25 protein-coding genes are annotated in these 26,416 nt (G+C 63.9%); 10 read left to right on the top strand and 15 right to left on the bottom strand.

Annotation, left to right across the window (positions count from 1 at the left end; translation table 11 throughout):
• Window positions 1-41 precede the first annotated feature (41 nt).
• Together JOH52_RS10425 and JOH52_RS10420 are read right to left on the bottom strand one after the other, a co-directional pair.
• Entirely contained in the window at window positions 42-1,007 is a 966-nt protein-coding gene (locus JOH52_RS10425; protein ID WP_010970037.1) for a substrate-binding domain-containing protein, read from the bottom strand.
• Between the two features lie 57 nt (window positions 1,008-1,064).
• Window positions 1,065-1,835, bottom strand: a complete 771-nt coding sequence (locus JOH52_RS10420) for an SDR family NAD(P)-dependent oxidoreductase (protein WP_010970038.1) — start codon at window positions 1,833-1,835, stop codon at window positions 1,065-1,067.
• A gap of 341 nt (window positions 1,836-2,176) precedes the next feature.
• On the opposite strand from JOH52_RS10420, the gene JOH52_RS10415 reads away from it, so the two are divergent.
• A complete protein-coding gene (locus JOH52_RS10415) occupies window positions 2,177-2,911 on the top strand; it encodes a GntR family transcriptional regulator (protein WP_010970039.1) in 735 nt (244 codons plus the stop codon).
• Window positions 2,912-2,927: 16 nt separating this feature from the next.
• Here the strand turns inward: JOH52_RS10415 and JOH52_RS10410 are convergent, their stop codons facing one another.
• The 12 genes from JOH52_RS10410 to JOH52_RS10355 form a co-directional block, all read right to left on the bottom strand.
• Entirely contained in the window at window positions 2,928-4,361 is a 1,434-nt protein-coding gene (locus JOH52_RS10410; RefSeq protein ID WP_010970040.1) for a xylulokinase, read from the bottom strand.
• A gap of 26 nt (window positions 4,362-4,387) precedes the next feature.
• On the bottom strand, window positions 4,388-6,382 hold the full coding sequence (tkt, locus tag JOH52_RS10405) for a transketolase (protein ID WP_010970041.1): 1,995 nt from the start codon (window positions 6,380-6,382) through the stop codon (window positions 4,388-4,390).
• A 93-nt stretch (window positions 6,383-6,475) separates the two neighbouring features.
• Window positions 6,476-7,915, bottom strand: a complete 1,440-nt coding sequence (locus JOH52_RS10400; RefSeq protein WP_017266924.1) for an MFS transporter — start codon at window positions 7,913-7,915, stop codon at window positions 6,476-6,478.
• A gap of 141 nt (window positions 7,916-8,056) precedes the next feature.
• Window positions 8,057-9,091, bottom strand: a complete 1,035-nt coding sequence (locus JOH52_RS10395; protein WP_013844803.1) for an aliphatic sulfonate ABC transporter substrate-binding protein — start codon at window positions 9,089-9,091, stop codon at window positions 8,057-8,059.
• A gap of 58 nt (window positions 9,092-9,149) precedes the next feature.
• A complete protein-coding gene (locus JOH52_RS10390) occupies window positions 9,150-10,013 on the bottom strand; it encodes an ABC transporter permease (RefSeq protein ID WP_010970044.1) in 864 nt (287 codons plus the stop codon).
• 11 nt (window positions 10,014-10,024) lie between these two features.
• Window positions 10,025-10,861: an ABC transporter ATP-binding protein gene (locus JOH52_RS10385; protein ID WP_010970045.1), complete on the bottom strand. Its 837-nt coding sequence runs from the start codon at window positions 10,859-10,861 to the stop codon at window positions 10,025-10,027.
• A gap of 17 nt (window positions 10,862-10,878) precedes the next feature.
• Window positions 10,879-11,208: a 4Fe-4S dicluster domain-containing protein gene (locus JOH52_RS10380; protein ID WP_010970046.1), complete on the bottom strand. Its 330-nt coding sequence runs from the start codon at window positions 11,206-11,208 to the stop codon at window positions 10,879-10,881.
• Between the two features lie 3 nt (window positions 11,209-11,211).
• Window positions 11,212-12,855 carry an FAD-dependent oxidoreductase gene (locus tag JOH52_RS10375; RefSeq protein ID WP_010970047.1) on the bottom strand — a complete coding sequence of 548 codons (1,644 nt, stop codon included), beginning with the start codon at window positions 12,853-12,855 and terminating at the stop codon, window positions 11,212-11,214.
• A gap of 67 nt (window positions 12,856-12,922) precedes the next feature.
• Window positions 12,923-13,510, bottom strand: coding sequence for a thioredoxin family protein (locus JOH52_RS10370; RefSeq protein ID WP_010970048.1), 588 nt, complete (start codon window positions 13,508-13,510; stop codon window positions 12,923-12,925).
• A 225-nt stretch (window positions 13,511-13,735) separates the two neighbouring features.
• A complete protein-coding gene (locus JOH52_RS10365; RefSeq protein WP_010970049.1) occupies window positions 13,736-14,203 on the bottom strand; it encodes a group III truncated hemoglobin in 468 nt (155 codons plus the stop codon).
• Window positions 14,204-14,339: 136 nt separating this feature from the next.
• Entirely contained in the window at window positions 14,340-15,653 is a 1,314-nt protein-coding gene (locus tag JOH52_RS10360) for a glutamine synthetase family protein (protein ID WP_080590325.1), read from the bottom strand.
• A complete protein-coding gene (locus tag JOH52_RS10355; protein ID WP_004434149.1) occupies window positions 15,643-16,545 on the bottom strand; it encodes a MurR/RpiR family transcriptional regulator in 903 nt (300 codons plus the stop codon). Before JOH52_RS10355 ends, JOH52_RS10360 begins: the two co-directional genes overlap by 11 nt.
• A gap of 158 nt (window positions 16,546-16,703) precedes the next feature.
• On the opposite strand from JOH52_RS10355, the gene JOH52_RS10350 reads away from it, so the two are divergent.
• The 9 genes from JOH52_RS10350 (at window position 16,704) to JOH52_RS10310 (ending at window position 24,865) form a co-directional block, all read left to right on the top strand.
• Window positions 16,704-17,519, top strand: a complete 816-nt coding sequence (locus JOH52_RS10350; RefSeq protein WP_004434152.1) for an N-formylglutamate amidohydrolase — start codon at window positions 16,704-16,706, stop codon at window positions 17,517-17,519.
• On the top strand, window positions 17,509-18,159 hold the full coding sequence (locus tag JOH52_RS10345) for a cysteine hydrolase family protein (protein WP_013844806.1): 651 nt from the start codon (window positions 17,509-17,511) through the stop codon (window positions 18,157-18,159). Before JOH52_RS10350 ends, JOH52_RS10345 begins: the two co-directional genes overlap by 11 nt.
• A gap of 120 nt (window positions 18,160-18,279) precedes the next feature.
• Window positions 18,280-19,452, top strand: a complete 1,173-nt coding sequence (locus tag JOH52_RS10340; protein WP_010970052.1) for an ABC transporter substrate-binding protein — start codon at window positions 18,280-18,282, stop codon at window positions 19,450-19,452.
• A 51-nt stretch (window positions 19,453-19,503) separates the two neighbouring features.
• Window positions 19,504-20,238, top strand: a complete 735-nt coding sequence (locus JOH52_RS10335; RefSeq protein WP_004434161.1) for an ABC transporter ATP-binding protein — start codon at window positions 19,504-19,506, stop codon at window positions 20,236-20,238.
• Window positions 20,231-20,938: an ABC transporter ATP-binding protein gene (locus JOH52_RS10330; RefSeq protein WP_014529867.1), complete on the top strand. Its 708-nt coding sequence runs from the start codon at window positions 20,231-20,233 to the stop codon at window positions 20,936-20,938. Before JOH52_RS10335 ends, JOH52_RS10330 begins: the two co-directional genes overlap by 8 nt.
• Before the next feature lie 3 nt (window positions 20,939-20,941).
• Window positions 20,942-21,832 (top strand): branched-chain amino acid ABC transporter permease, encoded by an 891-nt coding sequence (locus JOH52_RS10325; protein ID WP_010970054.1) that lies wholly within the window; start codon window positions 20,942-20,944, stop codon window positions 21,830-21,832.
• 12 nt (window positions 21,833-21,844) lie between these two features.
• Window positions 21,845-22,873, top strand: coding sequence for a branched-chain amino acid ABC transporter permease (locus tag JOH52_RS10320; protein ID WP_010970055.1), 1,029 nt, complete (start codon window positions 21,845-21,847; stop codon window positions 22,871-22,873).
• Window positions 22,870-23,538, top strand: coding sequence for a cysteine hydrolase family protein (locus JOH52_RS10315; RefSeq protein WP_010970056.1), 669 nt, complete (start codon window positions 22,870-22,872; stop codon window positions 23,536-23,538). The genes JOH52_RS10320 and JOH52_RS10315 overlap by 4 nt, the downstream gene beginning before the upstream one ends.
• Before the next feature lie 13 nt (window positions 23,539-23,551).
• Window positions 23,552-24,865, top strand: coding sequence for an aspartate aminotransferase family protein (locus JOH52_RS10310; RefSeq protein WP_010970057.1), 1,314 nt, complete (start codon window positions 23,552-23,554; stop codon window positions 24,863-24,865).
• Between the two features lie 58 nt (window positions 24,866-24,923).
• Here JOH52_RS10310 and JOH52_RS10305 read toward each other — a convergent pair whose 3' ends face one another.
• The gene (locus tag JOH52_RS10305; protein WP_017265607.1) at window positions 24,924-26,399 is read right to left on the bottom strand and encodes an amidohydrolase family protein; all 1,476 of its coding nucleotides are present in this window, start codon (window positions 26,397-26,399) and stop codon (window positions 24,924-24,926) included.
• Window positions 26,400-26,416 lie beyond the last annotated feature (17 nt).

Here is a 26,416-nt window from a genome sequence, read left to right as displayed (position 1 = left end):
CAGGGATGCACCGGAGACCCGGTGCATCCTTTCTTCGTCGATCAGAATACGGACTGCGGGTTGTAGTATTTGTCGACGTTGTCAGCGGAGATGACGTCGGCCGGCGTCAGGTGCAGCTTCGGGAAGTCGGCCGGAAGCTCGCCCTTGAAGGCCTTGTAAGCGATATCGAAGGCGGTGCGTCCGACGAGGTCCGGATCGTTCAGGCCGGTGGCGCCGTAGGTCCCTTCCTTGACCATCTCCAGCGCCTCGCGCTGTCCGTCCGCCGCCGCTGCAAACAGGATGCCATCGAGACCGGCAGCCTTCGCGGCCTGAACCGCGCCGAGGACCATGGAGTCGTTTTCGCCGACGACGAGGTTGGCGTCCGGATGGGCCTGGAACAGGTCTTCCGCAGCCTTCAGCCCGCCGTCCGTCGCCCAGTCGCCCCAGCCCTGGCCCAGAATCTGGAGGTTGACCGCACCTTCATTGACGAGCTGGCCTTCCACGATGCCCTTGATGACGCCCATGCGGCGATCGAGGCCGCCGGGATTGCCCTGATTGCCGGACAGGAGGAGCATCTTGATCGGCGTGCCCTTCATCTTCTTGGCGATCCAGTCGCCGACGAGACGGCCGTTCTCCTCATTCGAGGAGCGGACCTGGGTGACGACGTTGGCCTTGGGATTCAGCGTGGAATCCATCACGACGACCTTCACGCCGGCCTTGGTAGCGGCGTCGGCGGCCGGAACGAGCGCCTCCTGGTCACGCGGGTTGAGGATCAGAATGTCGATTCCTTTGGCGATCATATCCTCGACGTCGTTGATCTGCTTGGAAAAGTCATTCTGACTGTCCGCCGTCGTGATCTCGCAACCCTGGTCCTTGGCCGCCTTTTCAACCGCAGCGACCTGCGCCGCGAAATAGGGCGCATTGAGCGAGGGCATGGTGAGGCCCACCTTGCACTCCTCGGCCATGGCAGCAGAGGTCAGGCAGAACAAGGCCACGGACCCTGCCAGAAGCGTCTTGATGCTGGACATTGTAACTCCTCCTTATTGATTGCTGTTCGTTCGTTCCGGCATCCGGCATGGATGCGGTCACCAGAGCGTGTATCCTCCATCCGCAAGCACGATCGATCCGGTCATCAGGCTGGCCGCCCGGGAGGACAGGAAGAGGATCACGCTTGCGACCTCGTGGTCCTTGCCCATGCGCGCCATGGGCGTGGAATCGAGCCAGCGGTCGAGCATGGGCCTGTCGTTCTCGACGAGCGCGTTGAGCGGCGTTTCGATGTAGGTGGGCGCGACCGCGTTGACCCGCACGCCACGCGGCGCCCATTCGGCGGCGAGCGACTTGGTCAGGTGGTGTACGGCGGCCTTCGAGGCGTTGTAATGCGCCTGCGGCTGGGGCCGGTTGACGATGAAGCCGGACATGGAGCCGACATTGACGATCGATCCGCGACCGGCCGAAAGCATGTGCCGGCCGAAGGCGCGGCTGCACCAGTAGACGCCGTTCAAGTTGACGTCGATGACTTTGAGCCAGCGTTCGTCCTCCATGTCCTCGGCCGGGATGTCACTGAGCGCGATGCCCGCATTGTTGACGAGGATGGAAGCGCCGCCTTTCACGGTTAGTTCGTCCGCGATTGCCTGCATCCGGGCGGGATCGGTAACGTCGCCCTCGTGCACGGAGACGTCGTAGCCCTTCGCCTGAAGGATCGCATGGGCCTCTTCAAGGAGCGCCGGATCACGTTCGATGATGGCAAGGCGCGCGCCTGCCTCGCCGAGCGCATCGGCGCTTGCGAGCCCTATGCCGCGTCCTCCTCCGGTGACGACCGCAAGTTCGCCATCGAGCCTGAAGCGTTCGAGATACACCCCTATCCTCCCTCTATGCATGCCGTAGCCCGACCTCCGGGCGCGCGTCCGGGAGGCCGCGCAACTGCGCGGCCCTCGGCTGCGAACCGTCGGTCTTCGATTTTGCTGTCCGGGAGCCGATTGCGGCCCCCCCCCCCCCGCTACTCCCGGATTTGATGTCCCAGCCCAGTCTGTTATATCAGAAAGTCTTTTTGTAATGTTGTACGTACATCGTAATCAGAATGCATTGCGAGTGTCAACGCCCCGTGCACCAGTCCGGACGCATTTAAAGATGTACGCTTGTCAGGTCATGGGTACGACAGGCAGAGTTACCCGCCACGGTACGAAAGGCAGAGATTCGCATGAGCATCGAACGCAGTTCACCCATCCCACTTTATTTTCAGCTCGCGGGGGAGCTACGGGCCGCGATCGAATCCGGCGCTTATCCTCCCGGCAGCAAGCTGCCGACCGAAGGCGAACTCTGTCAGCAGTACGACGTCTCGCGCAGCGTCGTCCGGCAGGCGCTTCAGTCGCTTGCCCACGACAATCTCATCGAGACGGAGCGCGGCCGCGGCGCCTTCGTGCTGGAACGCAAGGTGCCGATCGCGCTCGTCCAGCAGCTCGATCCCCTGCTTGAAAGCATGGCCAAGGCCGGGTTCAAGCTGACGACCCGGGTGTTGAAGCAGGAGCGCATCAAGCCGCCCGCCCATGTCGCGGAGCAGATCGGCGAAAACGATGCGGTGTTTCTGGAGCGCCTGCGCTATGCGGACGGGGTGGTTTTCCTCGTAGTGCGCAACTTCCTGCCCTACTCGCGCTTTCCCGACCTGTTGCAGTCGAAGGAGCTCGAGGACGTCTCCCTCTATCAGTATCTTGCCAAGCGTTATAACGCCGTGGCGACGACCGGCAAACGGCAGGTCGAGCTCGCCCGCATCAATGAAGAGGCGATCGCCGCCCAGTTACATGTGGAAATGAACAGTTACGTCCTGTTCAACCGGGAAGTCACCTACGACCAGAACAAGCAGGTGCTCGAATATTACGAGTCCTGGCACCATCCCGATCGCACCCGGCTGACCATCGACCTGCACCGGACCTATTGAGACCGGTGCGGCATTCTCAGGCGTGCTTGAGGCCACGATAGGTGGCGCGAAACCGGGGCAGGAGTGCGTCGAGCCCCTGGAACGGGCGGGGTTCGATCGGCCTGCCGAGATCGTCCGGGAACGGGATGGCCTCGATGCAGCGCCAATGGCCGGCGGCCATGCCGCCGAGATAGGCCGCGCCGATTGTGGCATTGCCGAGATCGTGTGCCGGCACAAGCGGCACCTCCAGAATATCCGCCAGCATCTGCTGCCAGCGCGGGTCCGTGCTGCCGCCCCCGGTCAGGAGTATCCGATCGGCCGAAACACCGACACCGCGCAAGGCATCCCAACTGTCGCGCACGGCGAGGGCAACGCCTTCGAAGACCGAGCGGATGAGCTGGCCGCGCGTGCAGCCAAGGCGCATATTGGCCCAGGCGGCCGAGGCGTTCGGATCGAGCAGCGGCGCTCGCTCGCCCGTCACATAGGGCAGGAAGATGACGCCGCCATTGCCTTCGTTCTCCTCGAAGCCGGAGCGGTACATTTCCGCCCAGGAGGCGCCGAGGACGGTGCGGGCCCATTCGAATACCGTGCCGCCGTTCTGGAGGGCGGCCATCGAGTAGAGATTGCCGCCGATGCCGCGATAGCTGTTGTAAAAGGGCTGGACCCGCGGTTCGATGGATTCGACCACCGACATGATCTGGATGCCCGATCCCACCTGGAGGATGGTGGAGCCGGGCTTCGTCTGGCCCATGCCGAAGAGGCAGGAAGCCGTATCGGAAAGACCTGCGGCCACCGGCGTGCCGGCAGCAAGGCCGAGCTCTGCGGCCGCGGCCGCACTCAACCTGCCGGCTATCGAATGGGATTCGACGATGGGCGCAAGGATCGCGGGATCGATCGAAAGGGAGCTGAGGACATCGGTTGCCCAGCGGCCGGCTCCGACATCGTAGAGCAGCGTCATCGACGCGTCGGAAGGCTCGGTCGCGGCCTCGCCCGTCATGACGAGCCGCAGCCAATCCTTGGGCGCGAGGATGCGGCGAATCGCGGCATAGGTTGCCGGCTCGTTCCGCCGCAGCCACAGCAGGGAGAGACCGGCCATCCCGCTGACAACGGGATTGGCGAGCGGACGCCGCACCGCTTCCGGGAGGGCAAGCACCGCCTCCATTTCCGCCGTCGCACGCTGGTCGGCCCACAGAATGGCGGGCCGAAGCGGCTTGGCGTCTGCACCGACGGCGACAAGACCGTGTGCCTGGCCCGAGAGGCCGATGCCGCGAACGTCGCCACCGTGCCCGTCGCAGCAGGCGCGCACGGCCGCCACCGTTTGTGCCCACCAGTCCGCGGGTGACGTCTCGGCATAACCCGGCATGGGCGAGGAGACGGGATAGGCTCGCGCGGCCTCGGCGACAGCCTTGCCGTCGCCGTCGATCAGAAGCGCTTTGACCGATCCGGTGCCAAGGTCGATGCCGAGATACATGCTTTCCCCATCATTGGATCATCGTGTCAGCACAGGAACTGACCGGCCTCGGATACGATCCGCTCAGCCGTCAGGTTCATGACGCGGTAGATTTCCGGTCCTGGCGCGGATTCGCCGAAACGGTCGACGCCGACGACCGTACCCGGTCCCTTGAGGAACTGGTACCAATAAAGCGGAGAGGCCGCCTCGACAAATACCGTCGGCGTGCCGAAAGCCAGCACGCTCTCCTGATAGTCACGGTCCTGCGCTGCGAAGAGATTGCCATTGGGAATGGAGACGAGCCGAACCGCCTTGCCCTGCCCCTCCAGCACCGCCGCGGCTTCAAGGACAAGGCCGATCTCGGACCCGGTCGCAACGAGGACGATATCGGGCTTTCCGCCCGCGTCCTGCAGCACGTAACCGCCGCGACGGATACCGTCGAGATCGCCGCTCCGGTGCGCGAAAACCGCACCGTCCTGTCGCGCAGCAACGATAACGCTTGGCCCTTCACGCTTCAGCGCCGATTCCCAGGCAACGAGAGCCTCCAGTTCGCTGCCCGGCCGCCAGAGCGACATGTTCGGGATCGCGCGGAGCGCCACCAGTTGCTCGCACGGCTGATGCGTCGGTCCGTCCTCGCCCACTCCGATCGAATCGTGCGTGTAGAGGAAGATGGTCTTGAGGCCCATCAACGCCGAAAGGCGCACGGCATTGCGGCTGTAATCGCTGAACACGAGATAGCAGGCGCCGTAGGGGATGAGACCGCCATGGGCCGCCATGCCGTTCATCATTGCCGACATGCCGAACTCGCGCACGCCATAGTGCACGAAATTCCCTGAAAAATCGTCCGGCGTGATGGAACGCGCCGCACCTGTCCAGGCCAACGTCGACATCGAAACATCGGCCGAACCACCGATCACCTCCGGCACGCTTGCGAGGAGATTGCCGAGAACGCGGTTGGAAGCCTTGCGGATCGGTTGCCTGACCGGTTCTTGAGCAAGAATCCGCTCTGCCTCGCTTGCCACGACCGCATCGAAATCGTCCGGCAGCCGGCCTGCTGTACGCCGCGTCAGCTCGGCGGCCAGTTCGGGATGCTTTGCCTCATAGGCCGTAAAAAGTGCATTCCATTCGGCTTCCGCCCTCTCGCCGCGCGGGCGGGCGTCCCAGGCCCGCATCACGGTATCCGGCACGACGAAAGCCTCATGCTTCCAGCCAAGGTGCTCGCGGGTGCGGGCCACTTCCTCCACGCCGAGCGGCGCCCCATGCACCTCCTCCCTGCCCTGCTTGTTCGGCGATCCATAGCCGATGATCGTCTTGCAGCAGATCATGGTCGGCTTGTCGGTCGAGCGGCGGGCGGCATCGAAAGCCGCGGTGATTGCCTCCGCATCATGGCCGTCCACGTCCGCGATGACGTTCCAGCCGAGCGCACGGAAACGAGCGGCCGTGTCGTCGGCGAACCAGCCCGGCGTCTCGCCGTCGATGGAGATCCTGTTGTCGTCATAGACCGCGATGAGCTTGTTGAGCTTCAAAGTGCCGGCGAGCGAGGCGGCCTCCTGCGCTACGCCCTCCATGAGGCAGCCGTCCCCGACGAAAACATAGGTGAAGTGATCGACCACGGGAAAGCCGTCGCGATTGAACTCCTGCGCAAGCTTCTTTTCTGCCAGTGCCATGCCGGCCGCCGTGGCAAAACCTTGGCCGAGTGGGCCGGTCGTCGTCTCGACCCCTGCCGTGATTCCGTATTCCGGATGGCCGGGCGTCCTGGAATGCAGCTTGCGGTGATCCTTCAGGTCCTGAACCGTAAGCCCGTAGCCGGAGAGATGCAGCAACGAATAGGTCAGCATCGACCCATGTCCGTTCGACTGCACGAAACGGTCACGGTTGATCCATTTCGGATTGGCCGGATTGTGCCGCAGGAAGTCGTTCCACAGAACCTCGGCAATGTCCGCCATTCCCATGGCCGTTCCGGGGTGGCCCGAATTCGCCTTCTGCACGACGTCAACAGTTAGAAATCGAATGGCGTTCGCCAGCGCACGGCGGTCGGACATATGAAGCCTCCAAATATCTCTTCATCCTATAATGTTGTAATTACAACATGACAAGGGAGATTTGCTGGAGTCTTGCCTGGTTCCTGAGGCGCTTCAGCGGCGGCGGTGTCCCGACACATCGACGCCCGCATCGTGCGGGAGGGCGAGAAAGCGCAGTGCGGAAGCCAGCCCTATGGCCGCGATGCAAAGGAAAGCGGCGCGGATATCCGTCAGCATTCCGCCATCCGCCCCGTCCGGGCGCAGGTGGGACGACAGGCGGATGATTGACGCGGCGACGGCGACCCCGAGTAGCTGCGCGAGCTGCTGCAGCATGGCGGAGATGGTCGTGGCTGCACTTCGCTGCGCCGGCGTGACATCGGCGAAGGCGATCGTCGTCAGCGAGGTAAACTGCATCGAGCGAGAGAGGCCGCAGGCGACAAGCAGCGCGAAGAGAAGCATGTGCGGGGTCTCGCCGTCGACAAATGCGAAGGCGCCGATCGTCAGCGCCGCGATCACGCCGTTGACCACGAGCAGCGAGCGGAAGCCGAACAGGCGGAGCGCCGGCGTCGTCACGCTTTTCATCAGCAGATTGCCGAGAAAATAGGCCAAGACGAGCGACCCTGTCTCCACCGCGTCGAAGCCCAGACCCAGCTGAAACAGCAGCGGCAGCAGGAACGGCGTGGCATTGACCGCCAGCCGCCCGGCGGTCCCCGCCGAAAGGGTGGCGAAGGCAAAGGTCGGAACCTTCAGCACTGCCATATCGAGAAGGGCATTCGGCGTTCGCTGCAGATGGCGGATGGCGAAACAGCCGGTCAGGACGCCGGAGGCCAGGATGGTGAGCGGGCCGGGACCGACAGAGGCGCTGGAGAGCTCCAGCCCGGCCAAGGTCAGCGCCAGCGCGCCGCCGGTAAGGAGAAAGCCCACGAGATCGAAAGGGCGGGCGCCCTCCCCCGGTACGCGCGGCACGAAGGACGCAACGAGAACGACACCGAGAACGCCAAGGGGCAGGTTGATGAAGAAGTTCCATTGCCAGCCGCTGTGAGTGGTGATCCAGGCGCCGATCAGCGGCCCGATCACCGGCGCTATCAGGGCCGGCCAGGTGATGGTGGCGATCGCCCGCACCAGTTCCCCCTTCGGCGCACCGCGCAAGACGAGCTGGCGCCCCACCGGCGTCATCAGCGCGGCGGACGCACCCTGGAACAGCCGCGCAACGGTGAATTGCAAAAGCGAGCCGGAAAAGCCGCAGGCGACGGAGGACAGCGTGAACAGCACGATCGAGGTCAGAAAGACCTCCCGCGCGCCGAAACGATCGGCAAGCCAGCCGGCGGGGGCAATGAATACCGCCATGGCGAGCAGGTAGGCGGTAAAACCGATATTGAGCGCGACGACGTCGGTGTCGAAGCTATGCGCCATGGCCGGCAGCGACGTCGCGATGATCGTGCTGTCGAGCATCTGCATGAAGAAGGCCACGGCGACGACCGCCGGGACGATCCGGGTGCGATGAAGGGGGAGCGGCGAAGAGGGAATGGAAGTCATCACGAACAGCCAGAGCACTTCCAGGAAAAGTGGGTAATGCTTTTCCGCCCGGAAGTGCGTGGTTCAAATGGTTAGAGCCCTTCGGTGTTTTCTTGAAACATTGAAATGCTCTGAAAGGGGCGCCGGTCCATGAACGCCGACGCCCGGGCCTAATACATGTCAGTTGCTGGCGGCAAGTCTTTTGATCGCCGCTTCGTAGAACGACCGGTCGATCCATGTCCGGTAATCGACCTTGCCCTTCAGCAAGCCGGCATCGGCCATGAAGGCTTCCTCCCCCTGGAGCGCGCGAACGGCTGCATCGGTGATTTCGGGATCCTGGTAGAATTTGCCATTGGGATAGGTCGCGCGCACGGCCATGTCGCTGTTGCCGGTTTCCTTGACGAAGATCGCGATCGTTTCCTCCGGGTTGGCATCCGCCCAGCGCGCCGCCGCGACGTCGACGGCAAGCAGGCGGGCGACGATTTGCGGGTACTTGCGTGCGAAGTCGCCATTGACGCTGATGAGATGCGGCACGGCCCATTCCGGGCTTCCCGATACGCCGGCATCGAAGATCACGCGGGCCTGGCCCTCTTCGACGAGTTTCTGCACCGGTCCGGTGCTTTCGACGATGGCATCGACGTCGCCGCGGGCAAGCGCCGGCCCGGAGCTTTCGATGCCGAGATTGAGGCTCTCGACGTCGCCGATCGAGAGCCCGGCCGCCTTCAGTGCCTTGGCGAAGGTCGAGTGGCGCACGGTGCCCGAGAGGTACGCGACCTTCTTGCCCTTCAGGTCTTCTATCTTCCGGATCGGCGAATCCGGCTTCACGACGATCTGTGTTTCGTTGGAGCGATTCCAGCTCGAAAGACCGATCAGCTTCACGTCCGCACCGGTCGCCGCCAGGCGGAGCGACGGGTTGTTGCCGATATAGGTGAAGTCGAGGGCGCCGGAGCCGAGCGCAACGGTGGCAGCCGAGCCGCCGTCGAAGGTCGTCAGCTCGATCTTGATGCCCTCCTTCGAAAACTCGTCTTCGAGCAGCTTCTTGTGGCGGTAGAGAATGAATTTCAGGTGGCCGGGCGCCGTCGAGCCGATGCGGATGGCGTCCGGCTTCGCCTCGCCGGCCGAGGCCGGCGCAAGGCCGGCGACCGGCAGGATCGAAAGGGCCAGAGCAAGTTTCAGAAGCGTCCGGCGAAGCGGGCGGATCGAGGGGGATGTCATCGATGTATCCTTTCGAGATCGGCGGTTCGTGATGAAAGCAGGTGCTTTGATGCGAGGGTCAGTTCGGTCCGCTTTCGGCGCTGCCGCGCCAGCGCGTCGCCCGCCGCTCGCCGGCAACGAGCAGGTAGTTGAGCAGGAGGCCGATGATCGTCAGCGTCAGGATACCCGCATACATCCGGTCGGTTTCCAGCATCAGCGAGGAATGCTGGATGAGGTAGCCGATGCCGGATTGCGCGGCGAGCATTTCGGCGGCAATGACCGAGAAGAGCGAGGTCTTCACGCCGAGCCGCGCTCCCGCGACGATCGAGGGAATGGCGGAGGGGAAGATCACCTTCTTGAAAAGGTCCCAATCCGACGTGCCCATGGAACGCGCGGCCTTGACGAGCAATGGATCGACCGACTTCACGCCGACAATGGTGTTGATCAGCAGGAAGAAGACGGCGGCGTAAAAGGTGATGGCGATCTTCGAGGCTTCTCCGATGCCGAGAACGATGATGAAGACAGGCAGAAGCGCGAATTGCGACGTGTTGCGCAGCGTCTGGACGAGGAAGTCGGAGGCCTTCTCGAAGAGCGAATAGCGGCCCATCAGGAAACCGAGCGGCACGGCGGTGACGCAGGCGAGCAGGAAACCGATCGCGGCACGCTCCAGGCTGATGCCGATATGGTCGGCAAGCTGCCCGGAGACGATCATCTCCCACAGTACCGCGAGCACCTGGCTCAGCGGCGGGAAGAAGAGCGCGTTGATCCACCCGGCGCGCGGCGCGATCTCCCACAGGAGCGCAAAGGCGATGACGGCCGGGAGCCCGAGGGTGATTGTGGTAAAGGTGCGGCCGAGCGCCGTCGGCGTCTTCGGCAGCGCGCGCTTTCGGCGGAGGACCAGGGAACTGCGCAGCGGCGGGTTGCGGTCTGCAATGAGGCTCATCGGATCCTCCCTCAGTTGGCGTAGCTGGAAGCAAGAGCCCAGTCGCGCTGAGCCTTGCTCACTTCGTCGCGCAGGCTTTCCCAGACGCGCCCGCGGTAGGCGTTGAAAGCTTCACCGTTGCGGATATCGAGGTCGCGCGGGCGCGGCAGATCGATCTCGACGATCTCCTTGACCCTCGCCGGACGGGCGGTCATCACCACCACGCGGTCGGCCAGATAGATCGCCTCGTCGATCGAGTGCGTGACGAAGACGACGGTCGTCTTTATCTGCTCCCATATGCGCAGTAGCTCGCTTTGCAGGATGTCCCGCGTCTGGGCATCGAGCGCGGCAAAAGGCTCGTCCATCAGCAGTACCTGCGGATCGGTCGACAGTGCCCGGGCGATCGCCACGCGCTGCTGCATGCCCCCGGAAAGCTGAGAGGGGAAACGGTCCTCGAAACCGTTGAGCCCGAAGAGGTGCAGGAAATGACGGGCCTTCTCGCGCCGCTCGGCGGCCGGAACGCCGCGCACTTCCAGGGCATATTCGACATTCTGCAAGGCCGTGCGCCAGGGAAAGAGCGCATATTGCTGAAAGACATAGGCCGTGCGGGCATGCGGCTTCGACACCTCGATGCCGTCGATGCTGGCAACGCCCGAGGTCGCCCCGGTCAGCCCCGCAATCACGTCAAGCAGCACCGACTTGCCGCTGCCGGAGGGCCCGACCAGCGTGATGAACTCGCCGCGATCGATGCTGAGATCGACGCCGTCGAGCACCGCGATCCGGTTGGAGGTCACGCCGTCCACGGTCACGGTCTGTCCCGGCTTCAGGGTAAAGGTCTTGCACACCCCATTGACAGCTATGCGTTCCATGTTCGTCTCTCCTGCATTCAGACCTGTGCCACACGGATGTGGCGGGTCGGATCATTCTGTGCCCCTCCGGCGCGCCCGCGGCTCCAGCCGAGCGATCGGGCATAGAGACCGAAAAGATCGCGCTCCAGAACTTCGGCCTCGGTGATGCCGATCGGCCCGTGCGCCTGTTCGGCGACATAAAGCGCATCCGCCGGACAGTAGATTTCGCAGAGGAAGCAGGTCTGGCAGTCGTCCTGCCGGGCGATGACGGGAAGGCCGGTTTCGTCGCGGTCGAAGACGAAGGCGGGGCAGATGCGCTCGCAGATGTCACAGCGAATGCAGCGGTCGGTGGAGACGACTTCGATCATCGCTCAGCCCTCTTGCGCCGTTCCGAGCGCCAGGTCCTCGAGCGCAAGGTCCTCGCGTACCGCCGTCACCCGATCGAGGCCGGAGACGATGATGCGGCCCGCCTGTGATTCGTTCTCTCCCGGGAAATCGCGCCGGCGATGCACGCCGCGGCTTTCGGTCCTGAGCAGGGCCGCGGCCACCGTCCAGCGCGCACTTGCCGTGACCGACGCGACCTCGCGCGAGCGAAGGCGTTCGATGCCGGTCGCAGGATTCGCCCGGCTGAGCTTCGACCAGAGGTCCTCGAGCACCCTGCGGCTCGCTTCCAGCGACCCGGCCGTGCGCCAGTAACTCTTGTCGAGCGGCGCGATCTCGTCGTGCACCGTGCGGGCGGCGGCCGCGAGGTCGATATCCTGGCGCTCGCCCCTTCCCCTGAGACCCGTCGTGCCGAGCGCTTGCAGCCGTGCATTGTCGCGGCCCCGGCGGCGGCGCGCATGCTGTGCCGCGCCATGGCCCGCCCACCAGCCACTGGCGATTGCCCAGGACGCGTTGACGGCGCCGCCGCCGGAGACGCCGCCGGTCACGTTTTCGCGGCTCGCCGCATCACCGGCCGCATAGAGGCCGGCAATGCCGGTTGCGCAGTCGGAGGTAACGAGGCGGATGCCGCCGGTGCCGCGCACCGTGCCTTCATATTTGAGTTCGACGCGGAAGAGGTCCTCGAACGGGTCGATGCCCATGCGGTCGTAGGGCTGGAAGCAGTTCGGCTGGCCGCGCCGGAGCCAGTCCCGCATGGCGGGTTCCGCGAGGTCCAGCCTGGCATAAACCGGACCGGAGAGCATGGCGTCAGCCACCTGCCGTTCGCCGCCGCCGATGCCGTTGGTGACCGGCTCGCCGCGGCCGTCGCGAAGCACCTCCCCGTTCTCTCGATAGAAGGTGGCCCAACGGAAGGGAAGACCCTTGTTCAGTGACGAGCCGTGCGGCGCAAGCGTATATTTGCCGGTGAATTCCATGCCCGAAAGGGACGCGCCGGCCTCCACGGCAAACAGGTAGCCGTCGCCCGTCAGACCCGTTCCGCCGAGGATGCGCTCGAAGAAGGCGCACCCGCCGGTGGCGAGCACGACCGCACCCGCCGACACCCGGAAGCTTGCGCCGGTGCGGCGCACGAGCCCTGCCGCGCCGCCGATGTGATTGTCGTCACCGAGCAATTCGAGGATGGGATGATGATCGAGAATGGTGACGCCGGCTTTGTGCACGTGCCGGCGCATGAAGCGCATGTAGTCCGGGCCGCGCAGATTGGCGACGTAGAGGCTGCCGTCCTCCTCGCTCGGAAAGGGGTAGCCCCATTCGACCAGCTTCTGCAGGTTCTCGTAAGCCCGGTCTGCCGAGCGCAGCATCCAGCGACGGTCGGCAAGGCCGGCCGTCCGCTTGAAGCGCTGCTCTACGGAGGCCGCACGGCCCTCGCCGGGCGGAACGCACCACGTGCCTGTATTGGACGGCGCCGTGGCCCCACTCGTGCCATGATAGCCCTTGTCGGCCAGCACGACGCGCGCGCCTGCTTCGGCGGCGGACAGTGCCGCCCAGGCGGCGGAGGGCCCGCCACCGATGACGAGCACATCCGTTTCGATGAGACGCCCTTTTTCCGCAGGCTGTTCATTGCGACGCGAAGCCATGGTGTACCGATCTACAGGATGAAGGGGGCGGTGCCGGGCCTTCCCGGCCCGGCAGTGAGAGCGCCGCTCAGGCGGCCGTGGGGAACCAGGATGGCTCGTTGCCGGCTGTCCACTTGATGTTGCAGCCGATCGATGGGACCTGAGTGGTACCGACGTCCTTACCCTTCAGCACCGCATCGACGGCGGCGCGCAGATCGGCGCCCGTCACATCCTTGCCGTTACCCGGGCGAGCGTCATCGAACTGCCCGTGATAGACGAGCCGCCGTTCGCGGTCATAAAGGAAGAAATCCGGGGTACAGGCCGCGCCATAGGCCTTGGCGACGCTTTGCGACGCGTCCTTGAGGTAGGGAAAGCCATAGCCGTAAGCCTTCACCTCTGCGCCGACCCGCTCGAGCGTCTCTTCCGGAAACGCCTGTGCATCATTGCTGTTGATCGCGACGACGGCGAGCCCCTGCCCGGCATAATCTCCCGCGAACTTCGCCAGCGCTTCACGGATCAGAACGACGAAGGGGCAGCGGTTCGAAATGAAAGCGACAAGCAGCGCCGGGCTGTCCTTGAATTCCGCGAGAGTGAACAGATTTCCCCCCGCGTCGGGCAGGACGAAGTCCGCAGCGCGCGTTCCCAGTGTGATGGAATTGGATTGAGTTTTGGGCATGGTGTCCTCCTGACGAGCCGATGAGGAGGAGTAAAGCGTAAATTAAATAGATTTAGTAGATAATAATTTTCGTTTGAACGGCTCCGCGTAGATATCATTGGCGTGAGAGTGCTGGACACAAGGATTCTTTGCCGGTCAGCACGGGTGTGGAACATCGGCTGCGCGCATCGAAGTCGGTCGATGGAAGTCCGCTCGGCGGCACCTCATCGCCAAAGGCGCCAATTTTCAGGAGCGCTTGAGTGCCGGGTCGTCGAGCGCCGGATTGTAGAAGAGCGAGAGCGTCAGGCTACGCGCGATGCGCTCTGCTGTGGCCATGAACCAAGCCTTCGCTTCCTCATTCGGTGCAATGTCGTCGAGCGTCGCGGCAAAGAGCCCCAGCCATTTCGGGAAGAGCTCCGGAGACATATTGGCGACGCCGAGATGCGCCTGCACCGGCTTTCCGCCGTAAGCGCCGCTGCGGAAGGCAACGGCGGACCAGAAGCTTTTCATCTTCTCCATGTGCTCCGGCCAGCGTCCCGAAAGCCTTGCGTCGAACACCGGCCCAAGCTCCGGATGCGCGAGCACCCGCGCATAGAACGTGTCGACCAGCTTTCCGATGAACGCTTCATCGATCCCCAGTGCTTTCATCTCCGCTTCTGCGCGTTCGCGCATAGCCGCGCTTTGCACAGCGTGGCCCTTCAGTTCGTCGCTCATACCATCCGCCCGGTTCGGTCGCATCTGCTGCCCGTTATATAGGGGCTGCGGACGTCGCGCCAAAAGCCGAACTGCAGAATGCGGCAATCTGCCCGACAAGGAGCCGGCCGTAAACGGCAGCGGCGGCAGTTTGCCGTCAATAGACGCTTTCGTAGGCCTCACAAATCTCCGTCTGGGTCTTGTCCGCCAGATAGGCGATTTCGCCCTCCTTATGCTTGACGTAGACGTCGGCAAATCCCTCGGGGAACCAGCCGCACACGGTTTCATTTTCCTCGAAGCGCTGGAGGGCCGCTTCGAGTGTCTGCGGCAGGCGGACGTAGCCACGGGCGGCAAGGGCCTCCGGGCTCAGGAGCGAAAGATCTTCCTGTGTCGCCTCCGGCACCGCGAGACCCTCCTCGATGCCCTGTACCCCGGCATGAACGATTGCCGCGAGGGCAAGATGCGGGTTGGCGGTTGCATCGGCCGCACGGAATTCGAAGTTGAACTGGGCGGCGCGGGCGATGTCGCTGATGTCAGAAACCGGGCAGATGCGCACCGATGCCTCGCGGTCGCGAAAACCGAGATTGTTGAAGGCTGCGCTCCAGCGATGCGGCGTGAGACGCAGGTAGGAGACCACGCTCGGCGCCGTGATCGCAATGATCGAGTCGAGATATTTCAGAATGCCGGCGACGAACTTTCCCGCAACATCGGAAAGCTCATGTTTGCCGTTCGGATCGTAGGTGACCGGGTCACCCGCCGAATCCAGCATGCTCATGTGGACATGCACGCCGTTGCCGACCCCGGCCGGATCGCGGATCGGCGTGAAGGTCGACTCATAGGAAAGCTCGCGGGCGACGAGACCGACAAGTTCGCGGGTAATCAGCGAATGATCGGCGATGGTGACGCCCCTCTGGGGGCCCATCGTCACCTCGAACTGACCGGCGCCGAACTCCTTCAGAATCGTATCGGGCGTCACGCCCGCCTCACGCATTGCCGCGATGATCGCCTCGCAGAAATGCCGTTCCTCCTGAAACCCTCCGAGCGTGAAGGCCTTGCCGAGATCGCCAAGGCGGTGCTTGAGCTGGAATTCATGCTCGAAGGCACCGTAAAGCGTGACACCCGCCACGCTCTGCAACCGCTGCAGGGCGGCCTCGAGAACAGAGCGCGTGCAGAATTCCCACGGGCGGCCGTCGGTATAGCGAATGTTACCGAGAACGAAGTTCTCCTTCGGCGCCCCCTCCTCGCTTTCGAAGCTGACGCAGGTCGACGGATCGGGAATGAGCATGAGGTCTCCGAGCGAGCCGAAGGGGCTTTCGGCGATCGCGTCGAAGCAGGTGATCTGCACATTGGTCGGCGTCCAGCCGACGCCCCGCCGCAAGCGCTTGTCCATCTGCGCCAGCGGAAAGGCCTTGCCGCGCACCTTGCCCGAGAGATCGCCGCAGCAGGCGATCATCATTTCCTCACGTTTCATCTGCGTCCCCGTTGATGCTGTCCTGGTCGTAGCCCGGCATCGCAAAGCGGATGCCGTCCCAATCCTTGATACGCTTCTGCGTTGCCTCCCAATCGGCCTCCGAGACGCGCACGATAAGTGCTTCGACGAGCGCCATGGCAGCCGAAACAGTGTCCCAGGCCGTGCCGGCGTCGATCGGCAGCGCGACGATGTGATCGGCGCTGCGGGCAGCCGGCGACATCCACTTGTCGGTGACGACGACGATGGTCGCGCCACGCTTCTGGGCGATGTTCTCGGCGAGGCGTGCGAGGCTGAGCTGGTAACGCCGGAAATCGATCAGCAGCACGACGTCCTTCCTGCGCATGCGCAGCACATGCTCCGGCCAGAATTCCGGGTTGTCGGCCATGTGGTAGATGCCGCTGCGGATCTGCCGGAGATGGATCGACAGGAAGGATGCGATGCTGTCGCTGACGCGCCCGCCGAGCAGGAAGATGTTGCGCGACGGGTCGGCAAGAAGCTCGGCCAGAATGTCGAACTGTGCCTGCGAGACCATCCCCGTCATTTCCCCCATGACGGCCGAAACACGCGCTACATATTCCGACAGGAACTCCGAATGGCCGACCGGCCTCTGGCTGGATTTGAGGTCGAGGGGCGAGCGCCGGCCCTCCTTCAGCTCGGCGATCAATTGACGTTGCAGGTCCTGAAAGCCGCCGCAGCCGATCTTACTGACGAAACGGGTGATGGAGGGCGCGCTGACGCCGGTCTTGGCCGCCAGTTCCTGAATGCTTTCCAGGCCGGTGAAGGGGTAATCGGCGAGAATGGCATTGGCGATCTTGCGCTCGCTGGCCGTCAGCTGCCCGGCGGCCTCGCGGATCCTCGTGCGGATCGTCGTCGACGATTTCCCATCGCTCATCGGCGTCTCTTCCCCTTGCTGGAACGAATATTCGCGTCATGAAAAAAATTAGTCAAATAGAAAAATCAGATTGACTATGATTGAAAAATTTCTTTGACTGATCGCCATCGAAGCCCGCGCCGCCGGCCCGCGCCGGACCGCACGACGGATCTCATCTCATGCTCAGGCTCGCAGATCGCGACACGACCGGATTGCTGCAGGCGGGTGACCCCGATCCCGTAGAATGGATCAATCCCACCGGCCGGTCGACGATCTTCCTCACCTGCGAACATGCGGGCCGCGCCCTGCCTGCAGCGCTTGGCGATCTCGGCATTGCACCCGAGGAAATGGAGCGCCACATCGCCTACGACGTCGGCGCCGAGGGTGTTGCGCGCGGCATTTCCGAACGCCTCGATGCAGCGCTCGTCCTGCAGCGATACAGCCGGCTCGTCATCGACTGCAACCGTCCCTTCGAAGCGACGGACTGCTTCGTGGCGCAGAGCGACGGGACCGTCGTTCCGGTCAATGCGGACCTGTCCGACCGCGAACGCCTCGGCCGCTACGTGGAAATCCATCAGCCGCTGCACGAGGCGATCGCCGGCGGGCTCGATCAGCGACAGGCGACCGGCAAGCCGCTCTTCCTCGTCTCGGTACACAGCTTCACGCCCGTGATGCGCGCGACCGGCGCCGTCCGGAATTTCGAACTCGGCCTTCTCTACAATCGCGACGCCCGTTTCGCCCAACGACTGGCCGAAACCTTCCGCGCCGCCAATCCGGACGTTACCGTCAGGCTCAACGAGCCGTACCACGTCGACGATCTCTCCGATTACACGATCCCCGTGCACGGCGAGCGGCGCGGCATTCCGCATGTGCTTCTCGAAGTGCGCAACGACCTCATCAACGACGCCCGCGGGCAACAGGAATGGGCGGACCGGCTGGCCGGCCCCCTCCGGCTTGCGGCAGAAAGCATCGAAGGAACCAATGATGGCCGCTGACCATCTGACCACCCGCGACGTGCCGCTGGACCCGGCCGCTTCCGCCATCCTGTTCATCGACGTGCAGAACTTCTCGGTCAGCCGCGAGGGGGGCGAGTTCAAGGATGTCTCCGATGCGGATATTGCCGGCAAGTACGGCTACTACTTCAACCGTATCCGCGAGGTGGCGATACCGAACATGCAGCGCCTGCTCGCCGGTTTCCGCAAGGCCGGCATCGAGGTGTTGCACACGACGATCGAGAGCCTGACGAAGGACGGCCGCGACCGCAGCCTCGACTACAAGATCACCGGCTTCAACGTGCCGAAGGGCTCCTGGGATGGTAAGGTAATCGATGAGCTCGAACCCCTGGAGGACGAAATCGTCTTCCCGAAGAGTTCCTCCAGTGTCTTCGTCTCCACCCATATCGACTATGTGCTGCGTAATCTCGGGGTGAGGCAGATCGTACTGTGCGGCCTCCTGACCGACCAATGCGTGGAATCGGCAGTGCGCGACGCCTGCGACCTCAACTATCTGGTGACGCTCGTACCGGATGCCTGCGGCACCTATTCCGAGGAACGCCACAACACCTCGCTGAGCGCAATCAAGGGCTATTGCCGCCAGATATCGACCGACGATCTTTTGAAGGAAATTGGGCAGTAACCTGCCCAGACGGCCGACGGGAGGCAAATAAGGAGCATACGAGAGCGGTCCGCACAAGAAGGTCAAAAGACCAGGCCGCAGAACCATCACTGCCGAATGGCATCAATAAGGGGAACGACCATGATCAAGACTTCCAGACTGTTTCTCGCAGCGGCAAGCTTCGCGCTTGCCTCTTCCACAGCCATTGCCGACGACGACAAGATCCTGATCGGCGGCGCACTCTCGATGACGGGCATTCAGGCTCCCCTCGACACGCCCGGCTACAACGGCGCGAAGGTCGCCGTGAAGTATCTCAACGACAATGGCGGTTTGCTGGGCAAGCAGATCGAGTTCATCAACATCGACGGCAAGTCGGATCCGGTGACGGTCGGCAATGTCGCGGTCGAACTGATCGACAAGGGTGCTGAGATCATCGTCGCACCGTGCGATTTCGACTTCGGTTCGCCCGCGAGCCGGGAGGCGCAATCGGCAGGCCTCGTCGGCATCTCGACTTGCGCCTCCGACCCGCTCTATTCCTCCTGGTCGCTCGGCGACAAGCAGTTCACGCTCTCCATGTGGAATACCACGATGGGCGCGACGGCCGCCGATTTCGCCGTGAAGGAAAAGGGCTGGAAGACGGCCTATGTCGTCACCGACCAGTTCATCGCCTATACCAAGTCGCTCTCGAAATATTTCGTGGAGCAATTCAAGGCCGATGGCGGCGAGATTCTGCTCGAAGACACCTACACGAACGGCGACAACAATTTTTCCGCCCAGCTCGCCCGTCTCCAGGCGCTCGGCAAGAAGCCGGACGTGATCTTCGTCTCCTCTTACGGCACCGACATCGGTGTGATCATCCGCGCGTTGCGCGAGGTCGGCTACGATGCGCCGGTTCTCGGCGGTGACGCCTATGACGACCCGGCCATGCATGAGGCGCTCGGCGAAAAATTCGGCAACGACGTCTATTTCGTCACGCATACCTGGATGGGCCCGGAGGCACATCCGGACATGCCGAAGTTCATCGAGCTCTACAAGGAGATGTTCGGCAAGGCGCCGGACACGTCCTTCGTCTCGACGGGCTGGGATACGATCATGCTGCTCGCCGAGGCGGTCAAGGCGGCCGGAACGACCGAAGGCGCAGCGCTCGCCAAGGCATTGGAAGATGGCCAGTTCAAGCTGCTGACCGGCGATCTCGACTACGGCACGAACGAGGAAGGCCATGTGCCGAACAAGGCTGCGGCCGTGATCGAGCTCAAGGGCGGCAAGCCGAGCTTCGTCGGATGGCGTAAGCCGGAATCCCTGCCTAAGCCCTGATCGGTCAATCCGGGTCGGCCGCAAGGCCGGCCCCATCACTTCGGAAAAGCCATGTCTGAAACGCGTCTCGCGGTAAACGACGTGTCGGTGGAATTCACCGGCCTGCGCGCACTCGACCATGTCTCGCTCTCGGTCGCCGCCGGCGAGGTCGTCGGCCTCATCGGGCCGAACGGCTCCGGCAAGACGACGCTCATCAATGCCATCACCGGCCAGGTGAAGCTGGCGACCGGCACGATCGCCGCCGGCGACACCACGCTGTCCGGTCTCTCGCCGCGCGAGATCGCGCTTGCGGGCGTCAGCCGCTCCTTCCAGATAGTACGCATTTTCAACTCTATGACGGTCATGGAGAATGTCGAGGCGGCGGCGCTCGCAAAGGGCGCCTCCCGCACCGTGTCGGCTGAACGCGCGAAAGGCCTGCTGGCCGAACTCGGCCTGACGGCGAAGGCGGACGAGCTTGGCGAAAGCCTCAGCTATGGCGACAAGCGCCGCGTCGAAATCGCCCGGGCGCTCGCCGCCGAGCCGCGCTTTCTGCTGCTCGACGAGCCCGCCGCCGGCATGAACGATGCGGAGACGGAAACCCTGCTGCACACGCTCGCCGAGTTGCCCGAGAAACGCGGCCTCGGCCTTCTGATCATCGACCACGACATGGGTCTCATCATGCGCCTCTGCCACAGGCTGCATGTGCTCGCCTCCGGCCGCACGATCGCGGAGGGCGACGCCGCCCATGTCCGCAGCCACCCGGCCGTTATCGAAGCCTATCTCGGCAAGGGGGCGGCCCATGCTTGACGTAACCGACCTTTCCGTCAGCTACGGTGCGATCCGCGCTGTGCGCAGCATCAGCTTCACGCTTCGAAAGGGTGAGTTGGTGAGCCTGCTCGGCGCCAATGGTGCCGGCAAATCCTCGACCATCAAGTGCATCGCCGGCGCGCTGAAAGCCTCCGGCGGCACGATCACGCTCGAAGGCAAGGACATCACCGCGGCGAGCCCCGAACAGGTCGTGCGCGCGGGCCTTGCCACCGTGCCGGAAACCCGCGACGTCTTCCCGGACCTGACGGTCGCCGAAAACCTGATGTTCGGCGCCTTTATCCATCGCCGCGACCAGGCCGGCAACCGCGACAACCTCGAGAAGCTGAACACGCTCTTCCCGCGCCTTGCCGAGCGCTCGAAACAGGCGGCCGGCACGCTCTCCGGCGGCGAGCAACAGATGCTCGTCATCGCCCGCGCGCTTATGGCGCGGCCACGGGTGCTTCTTCTGGACGAACCCTCGCTCGGCCTTGCGCCGGCCATCGTCGAACGCATCTTCGAGATGATCGAGACGCTGAAGAAATCCGGCCTCACCATCCTGCTCGTCGAGCAGAACGTGAACCAGGCGCTCGCCGTCGCCGACCGCGCCTTCGTCATGCGCCTCGGCGCCATCGTCGCATCAGGCACGGCCGAGGAAATCCGCTCGACCAGCGACCTCAGCGGGCATTATCTGGGAGGCTGATCCATGGCTTTCGCGATCCAGTTCGTCATCGACGTCCTGAGCCTCGGCGGCGCCTATGCGCTCATGGCACTCGGCCTCGTCATCATCTACGGCATCCTGCGCCTCGTGAACTTCGCCTATGGCGAACTCATCATGGTGGCCGGCTACACGATGTTTCTCGCCAGCGGCTCGGGCCTGCCCTGGATCGTCATGGCGGTGCTCGCCGTCGGCATGGCCATCCTCTTCGGCATCATCACCGACTATGCCGCCTTCCGTCCGGTGCGGGCCAAATCGGTGACGGCGGTGCTGATCACATCCTTCGCCTTCTCCAACCTGCTGCAGAACGCGGCGCTCCTCTTCATCTCGCCGCGCCCTCGCAACGTGCCGCTCCCGGATATCTTCTCGCAGACCGTCTCGATCGGCGGTGCGATCACCCCGGTCCGCAATCTCATCACCATCGCCGCCTCCATCGCACTGCTCGCCGGCGTCGCCTTCCTGATGCGCAGGACGACGCTCGGCATCGCCATGCGCGCAGCGGCGACGAACTTCACCATGGCGCGCATGCTGGGAGTGCCGGCGAACCTCATCATCTCGTCCGCCTTCGCCCTTTCCGGCTTCCTCGCCGGCGTCGTCGGCATTCTCTGGATCGGCCGCATCGGCACCGTCGTTCCGGGCATCGGCCTGGAGCCGCTGCTCGTCGCCTTCATCGCCACGGTCATCGGCGGCATGCGGAGCCTGCCCGGCGCCGTTGTCGGGGGCTTCCTGCTCGCCCTCATCGACACCACGCTCAACTACACCCTGTCGCAGGACCTGCTGAAATTCCGCGACGCCTTCACCTTCAGCCTCGTCATCCTGATCCTGCTCTGGCGCCCCGACGGCCTCATCAGGGGTCCGGCGAGCGGACAGCGGACCTGAGGGAGCGCGACCATGAAACACTCCTATTTCACCGCCCTCATTCTCATCGGCGTCATCGTTATCATCGCCGTCGGAAGCCAGCTCCTCGGCATCCGCCTCTACGACCGTATCGCCACCAACCTGCTGATCTCGCTCGTGCTGGTCATCGGCCTGCAGACCTTCATGGGCAATTCTGGCCTGCTCTCCTTCGCCCATATCGGTTTCATGGGCCTCGGCGCCTACACGTCCGCCGTGCTCACCATCCCGGCTCAGATGAAGGGCATGGCGCTGCCGGATCTCTACGAGTTCATGAAGGTCGTGGAAGTTTCGCCGCTCCTCGCCATGCTCGCGGCGGGCGTGCTGGCCGCCGTCGTCGCGGCCATCGTCGCCTATCCGCTGATGCGGCTTTCGGATGCGGCGTCGGTGATCACCTCCTTCGCGCTGCTCGTCGTGCTCTACACGGTCATGAACAACTGGAGCGCCTTCACCAACGGCCCGCGCACGCTCTTCGGCCTGCCGAAGACGACGGACATGCCGGTCGCCGCGATCGTCGCAGCCATCGTGGTGGTGGTGGCGCTTGCCTTCAAGGAATCGCGGACAGGCAAGCTGCTGCGCGCCTCGCGGGAGGACGAGGTCGCCGCGGCGGCCCTCGGCGCCGATATTCCGCAACTGCGCTGGCGCGCCTTCATCCTTGCCGCATTCATCGCCGGCATCGGCGGAGCGCTGTGGGGACATTTCATCACCTCGTTCGCGCCGAAAGCCTTCTATCTGAAGGAGACGTTCCTCATCATCACCATGCTGGTGATCGGCGGCGCCAACACCGTGACAGGCGCCGTGGCCGGCACGATTCTCGTCACCTTCGCCTATGAGGGGCTGCGCGGCACGGAAGGCGCGCTCAACGCCACCGCCCTGGGCGCCGGCCAGGTCGTCGGCCTCACGGAAATCGTCCTCGCGCTCGCCATGATCGCCGTGATGATCGTCAAGCCGGGCGGTCTCTTCCCGAACCGCGAGATAGGCCACATCCTCACCCGCGCCCGCCGCAAGAAGGAGACAGTTGCATGAGCTGGAAGACCGCCTACCGATCTTTCTACTATGCCGGTGCCGAGGAGCCGGACGACATCGCGCTCGATCCGGAGACGACGGCGCTGCTGGTCATAGACATCCAGAACACCTATCTCGACCCGAAGGATACGCCTGAGGAAACCGCCCGCTGGCAACCTTTCTACGAGCGTATGCGCAAAACGGTGATACCGAACACGGCGCGGCTGATCGACGAATGCCGCAAGCGCAAGGTGGAGGTCATCTTCGCCCGCATCGCCTGCCTGAAGCCGGACGGGCGCGACCGCTCGCTGAGCCAGAAGAAGCCCGGCTTCAATTACCTGCTCCTGCCGAAGGAGCTGCCCGAGGGACAGATCGTTCCGGAGCTGGAACCGCGCAGCGACGAGATCGTCGTCACAAAGACGACAGACAGTGCGCTGACCGGTACGAACCTTCGCCTCATCCTCCACAATATGGGCATCAAGGACGTCATCTGCTGCGGCATCTTCACCGACCAGTGCGTCTCCTCGACAGTGCGCAGCCTTGCGGATGAAAGTTTCGGCGTGGTCGTCGTCGACGATTGCGGCGCCGCGGCGACGGACGATCTGCACCGGCGGGAACTGGAAATCATCAACATGATCTACTGCCATGTCGTCTCGCTCGAAGAGGTTCTCACCTTTTTCAGATAGAGGAGATGCCTGCGTGCCCGGTCTCTACGCCCGCGAAAGCCGCTCGGTTTCCAAAATGGCGCATCTGCGGTTTTTTCCGCAGGCGGTCGTCGGGGGCAGCGGCGCCTATCTGACCGCCGACGACGGGCGGCAGCTTCTCGATTTCTCCGCCTCCTGGGGCGCGGCAAGCCTCGGCCACTCCCACCCGGCGATCCGTGAGGCGGTGGGCCGCGCGCTCTCCGATCAGGCGGGCGCGAGCTATCTTTCATCGGCCAACGAGGCTTGCGTGCTGCTCGCCGAAAAGCTGCTTTCGCTCGTGCCGGAGCGCGCCCGCGGCCGCGTCTGGTTCGGCCATTCCGGCTCCGACGCCAATGAGACGGTCGCCCGGATCGTCGTCGCCGCCACCGGCCGGCCGCGCATCCTTGCGTTCCACGGGGCCTATCACGGCGGCACCATCGGCTCCATGGGCGTTTCCGGCCATCCGGCACAACAGGGCAGTCGGGCAGAAGGCCTGACGCTCGTGCCCTATCCGAACAGCTATGCCGCGGGCAGCCCCGAGGCTGCAAGGGACGCCGCGCTCGCCCACCTCGAGCGGCTCTTCGCGACCGAAGTGCCGCCGGAAGAGGTCGCAGCCTTCTTCATCGAGCCGATCCAGTCGGACGGCGGCATGCTGGTGCCGCCGGACGGGTTCTTCAAGGCGGTGGAAGCGCTCTGCCGCAGACACGGCATTCTGATCGTCTCGGACGAGGTGAAGGTCGGCCTCGGCCGCAGCGGCCGCTTCAACGCCTTCGAGCATTCCGGTATCGAACCGGACATCGTCGTCTTCGGCAAGGGCCTTGGCGGCGGCCTGCCGATCTCTGCGGTGGTCGGTCCGGAAGCCATCATGAACCACAGCGTTGCCTTCTCGCTGCAGACCGTGCACGGCAATCCCGTCTGCGCGGCCGCCGCGCTGGCCGTGTTGCAGACGATCGAGCGCGACCACCTCATCTTGAATGCGGACAGAAGCGGCAAGGTGCTGCGCGAAGCGCTTGACCGCCTTACCGCCCGCCACACGCTGATCGGCGATGTGCGCGGCCGCGGCCTCGCCCTCGGCATCGAACTTGTGACCGATCCCGCCAGCCGCGAACCGGCTTCACGTCAGGCGGCGCTGACCGTCTACCGCGCCTTCCAACTCGGTCTCGTCCTCTATTATGTCGGCGTGCAGTCCAACGTCCTCGAACTCACGCCGCCGCTGACATTGACGCCGGCGGAGGCCGAGTCGGGTGTGGCTATGCTCGGCCAGGCGCTCGCCGATGTGGCGGCTGGGCGGATCGATGAGGCCTTGCTTGGAGATTTTGCCGGCTGGTAACGGCGTCGCTGGTATTCACGGACGCATTGCGGGCTTCCTGGTCTCCCATCAGCTGAGTTCAGTGGTCCGGCACGGGCGGCAGCGGAATCGGACTTTGGAACGTGCGATGCAATTGCTTCCAGCCGGGATCGTGCATGTGAGCGTGCAGACCGGCCCGCTCCACAAGCGCCTTTGCTTCGGCTTCACCGAAAGCCAGCGCCTCATACATGTCGGCGGTCAGTACCCTGCCCTCCTCCATGATGATCCTGCCGTCGACGATCACCGTATCGACATCGCTGCCGAGAACCTGGTGGATCAGCCGGTGAACCGGCATCCAGTTGGGCGTCAGATGCGGCTTGCGCATGTCGATGATGACGATATCCGCCTTTTTGCCAACCTCGAGCGAACCGATCTCGTGATCCATGCCGATGGCGCCGGCCGCATCGATGGTGATCATCTCGAAAACCTTACCCGGCGGCAGGATATAGCGGTCGTGATTGTGCAGGATGTGCTGGGTGGCTTGGGCGCTGCGCGCGATCTGGAGCATATCGAAATGACGGCTCGGAGCCGCGCCGTCCGAAGTGATCGCGACCGGCACGCCCCGGGCCATCATCTCCATGATCGGGGTGGAGCGTCCGGGGGGCGCGTGGGTGACATGGGTGCCGGTTTCGGCCAGGATGTCGATCTCTTCGTGGGAAATTCCCCAGCAATGCTGCAGGTGCACATCGGGGCCCAGCAGCGCATTTTCCCTGTCCTGCCAGGCCATGCGTATCTGTCCGGCGAAGGCATCGGAATGAATGCGGACGCCCCATTTGCGCGCAGTTTCGCGAATGCGCCGCGCCTGCATCCGGTCGTTTTCCGTCAGATTGACGGCAAAGTCCGGTGTCGATGCGTTCGACGGTTCGACCGAAGGCATGATCGTGAACGGCGTCAGGAAGACCTTGATGCGCCCGTCGGCCGTTCCGTTCAGGCTTTCGATGACGGCTTCGGCGCCCTCGATCATCTCCTCGAAGGAGACGCTGCGCCGCTCCGGTCTGCCGCTTTCCCACCGCGTGACCGATTGCGGCCAGGGCAGACCCGCTGGGCCAACACAGATGATCTCGCGAAGCCCGAGTTCCGAATAGGCGCGAGCATGATTGATCGCGAATACCGGATCGTCGCTGCGCGGCATCGATGTGATGATGCTGGCCGAGGTGGTCACGCCCGCACGAAGTCTTTCCAGGCCCGAGACGAGGCCATCCGCATACCAGTAGTCGCGGGTGACATAGTGATAGTAGGTCGGCGTCACTATGCGCATCCAGAGCGAATTGGTGTCCGCGCCGATGCTGCGGATCAGGGCATGGCCGGCGTGCCCATGAGCATCGATCAGCCCGGGAATGATCATCTTGCCCCGGCAGTCGATCACCTTCTTTCCGGCATGACGGGGAGCCAGCGCTTGCGATGTGCCGATGTCGACAATCCTGTCGTTCTCGATTGCCAGCGCACCATCGTCGATGATCCGCCGTGTCTCGTCGACGGTGACGATCGTCCCGTGAAGCAGCAGGAACCCATCCATTTCCTATTCCCTTCAAA

The organism is Sinorhizobium meliloti, assembly GCF_017876815.1.
In the GTDB taxonomy this organism is placed as follows: domain Bacteria; phylum Pseudomonadota; class Alphaproteobacteria; order Rhizobiales; family Rhizobiaceae; genus Sinorhizobium; species Sinorhizobium meliloti.
This window is presented reverse-complemented; position numbering and strand designations above follow the sequence as displayed.

Excerpts from the sequence above, each read along its gene's own strand:
- JOH52_RS10425 (WP_010970037.1), bottom strand. The coding sequence starts at position 1,007 with ATGTCCAGCATCAAGACGCTTCTGGCAGGGTCCGTGGCCTTGTTCTGC.
- JOH52_RS10415 (WP_010970039.1), top strand. The coding sequence starts at position 2,177 with ATGAGCATCGAACGCAGTTCACCCATCCCACTTTATTTTCAGCTCGCG.
- JOH52_RS10410 (WP_010970040.1), bottom strand. The coding sequence starts at position 4,361 with ATGTATCTCGGCATCGACCTTGGCACCGGATCGGTCAAAGCGCTTCTG.
- tkt (WP_010970041.1), bottom strand. The coding sequence starts at position 6,382 with ATGTCCGACCGCCGTGCGCTGGCGAACGCCATTCGATTTCTAACTGTT.
- JOH52_RS10395 (WP_013844803.1), bottom strand. The coding sequence starts at position 9,091 with ATGACATCCCCCTCGATCCGCCCGCTTCGCCGGACGCTTCTGAAACTT.
- JOH52_RS10390 (WP_010970044.1), bottom strand. The coding sequence starts at position 10,013 with ATGAGCCTCATTGCAGACCGCAACCCGCCGCTGCGCAGTTCCCTGGTC.
- JOH52_RS10385 (WP_010970045.1), bottom strand. The coding sequence starts at position 10,861 with ATGGAACGCATAGCTGTCAATGGGGTGTGCAAGACCTTTACCCTGAAG.
- JOH52_RS10380 (WP_010970046.1), bottom strand. The coding sequence starts at position 11,208 with ATGATCGAAGTCGTCTCCACCGACCGCTGCATTCGCTGTGACATCTGC.
- JOH52_RS10375 (WP_010970047.1), bottom strand. The coding sequence starts at position 12,855 with ATGGCTTCGCGTCGCAATGAACAGCCTGCGGAAAAAGGGCGTCTCATC.
- JOH52_RS10370 (WP_010970048.1), bottom strand. The coding sequence starts at position 13,510 with ATGCCCAAAACTCAATCCAATTCCATCACACTGGGAACGCGCGCTGCG.
- JOH52_RS10365 (WP_010970049.1), bottom strand. The coding sequence starts at position 14,203 with ATGAGCGACGAACTGAAGGGCCACGCTGTGCAAAGCGCGGCTATGCGC.
- JOH52_RS10360 (WP_080590325.1), bottom strand. The coding sequence starts at position 15,653 with ATGAAACGTGAGGAAATGATGATCGCCTGCTGCGGCGATCTCTCGGGC.
- JOH52_RS10355 (WP_004434149.1), bottom strand. The coding sequence starts at position 16,545 with ATGAGCGATGGGAAATCGTCGACGACGATCCGCACGAGGATCCGCGAG.
- JOH52_RS10350 (WP_004434152.1), top strand. The coding sequence starts at position 16,704 with ATGCTCAGGCTCGCAGATCGCGACACGACCGGATTGCTGCAGGCGGGT.
- JOH52_RS10345 (WP_013844806.1), top strand. The coding sequence starts at position 17,509 with ATGGCCGCTGACCATCTGACCACCCGCGACGTGCCGCTGGACCCGGCC.
- JOH52_RS10340 (WP_010970052.1), top strand. The coding sequence starts at position 18,280 with ATGATCAAGACTTCCAGACTGTTTCTCGCAGCGGCAAGCTTCGCGCTT.
- JOH52_RS10335 (WP_004434161.1), top strand. The coding sequence starts at position 19,504 with ATGTCTGAAACGCGTCTCGCGGTAAACGACGTGTCGGTGGAATTCACC.
- JOH52_RS10330 (WP_014529867.1), top strand. The coding sequence starts at position 20,231 with ATGCTTGACGTAACCGACCTTTCCGTCAGCTACGGTGCGATCCGCGCT.
- JOH52_RS10325 (WP_010970054.1), top strand. The coding sequence starts at position 20,942 with ATGGCTTTCGCGATCCAGTTCGTCATCGACGTCCTGAGCCTCGGCGGC.
- JOH52_RS10320 (WP_010970055.1), top strand. The coding sequence starts at position 21,845 with ATGAAACACTCCTATTTCACCGCCCTCATTCTCATCGGCGTCATCGTT.
- JOH52_RS10315 (WP_010970056.1), top strand. The coding sequence starts at position 22,870 with ATGAGCTGGAAGACCGCCTACCGATCTTTCTACTATGCCGGTGCCGAG.
- JOH52_RS10305 (WP_017265607.1), bottom strand. The coding sequence starts at position 26,399 with ATGGATGGGTTCCTGCTGCTTCACGGGACGATCGTCACCGTCGACGAG.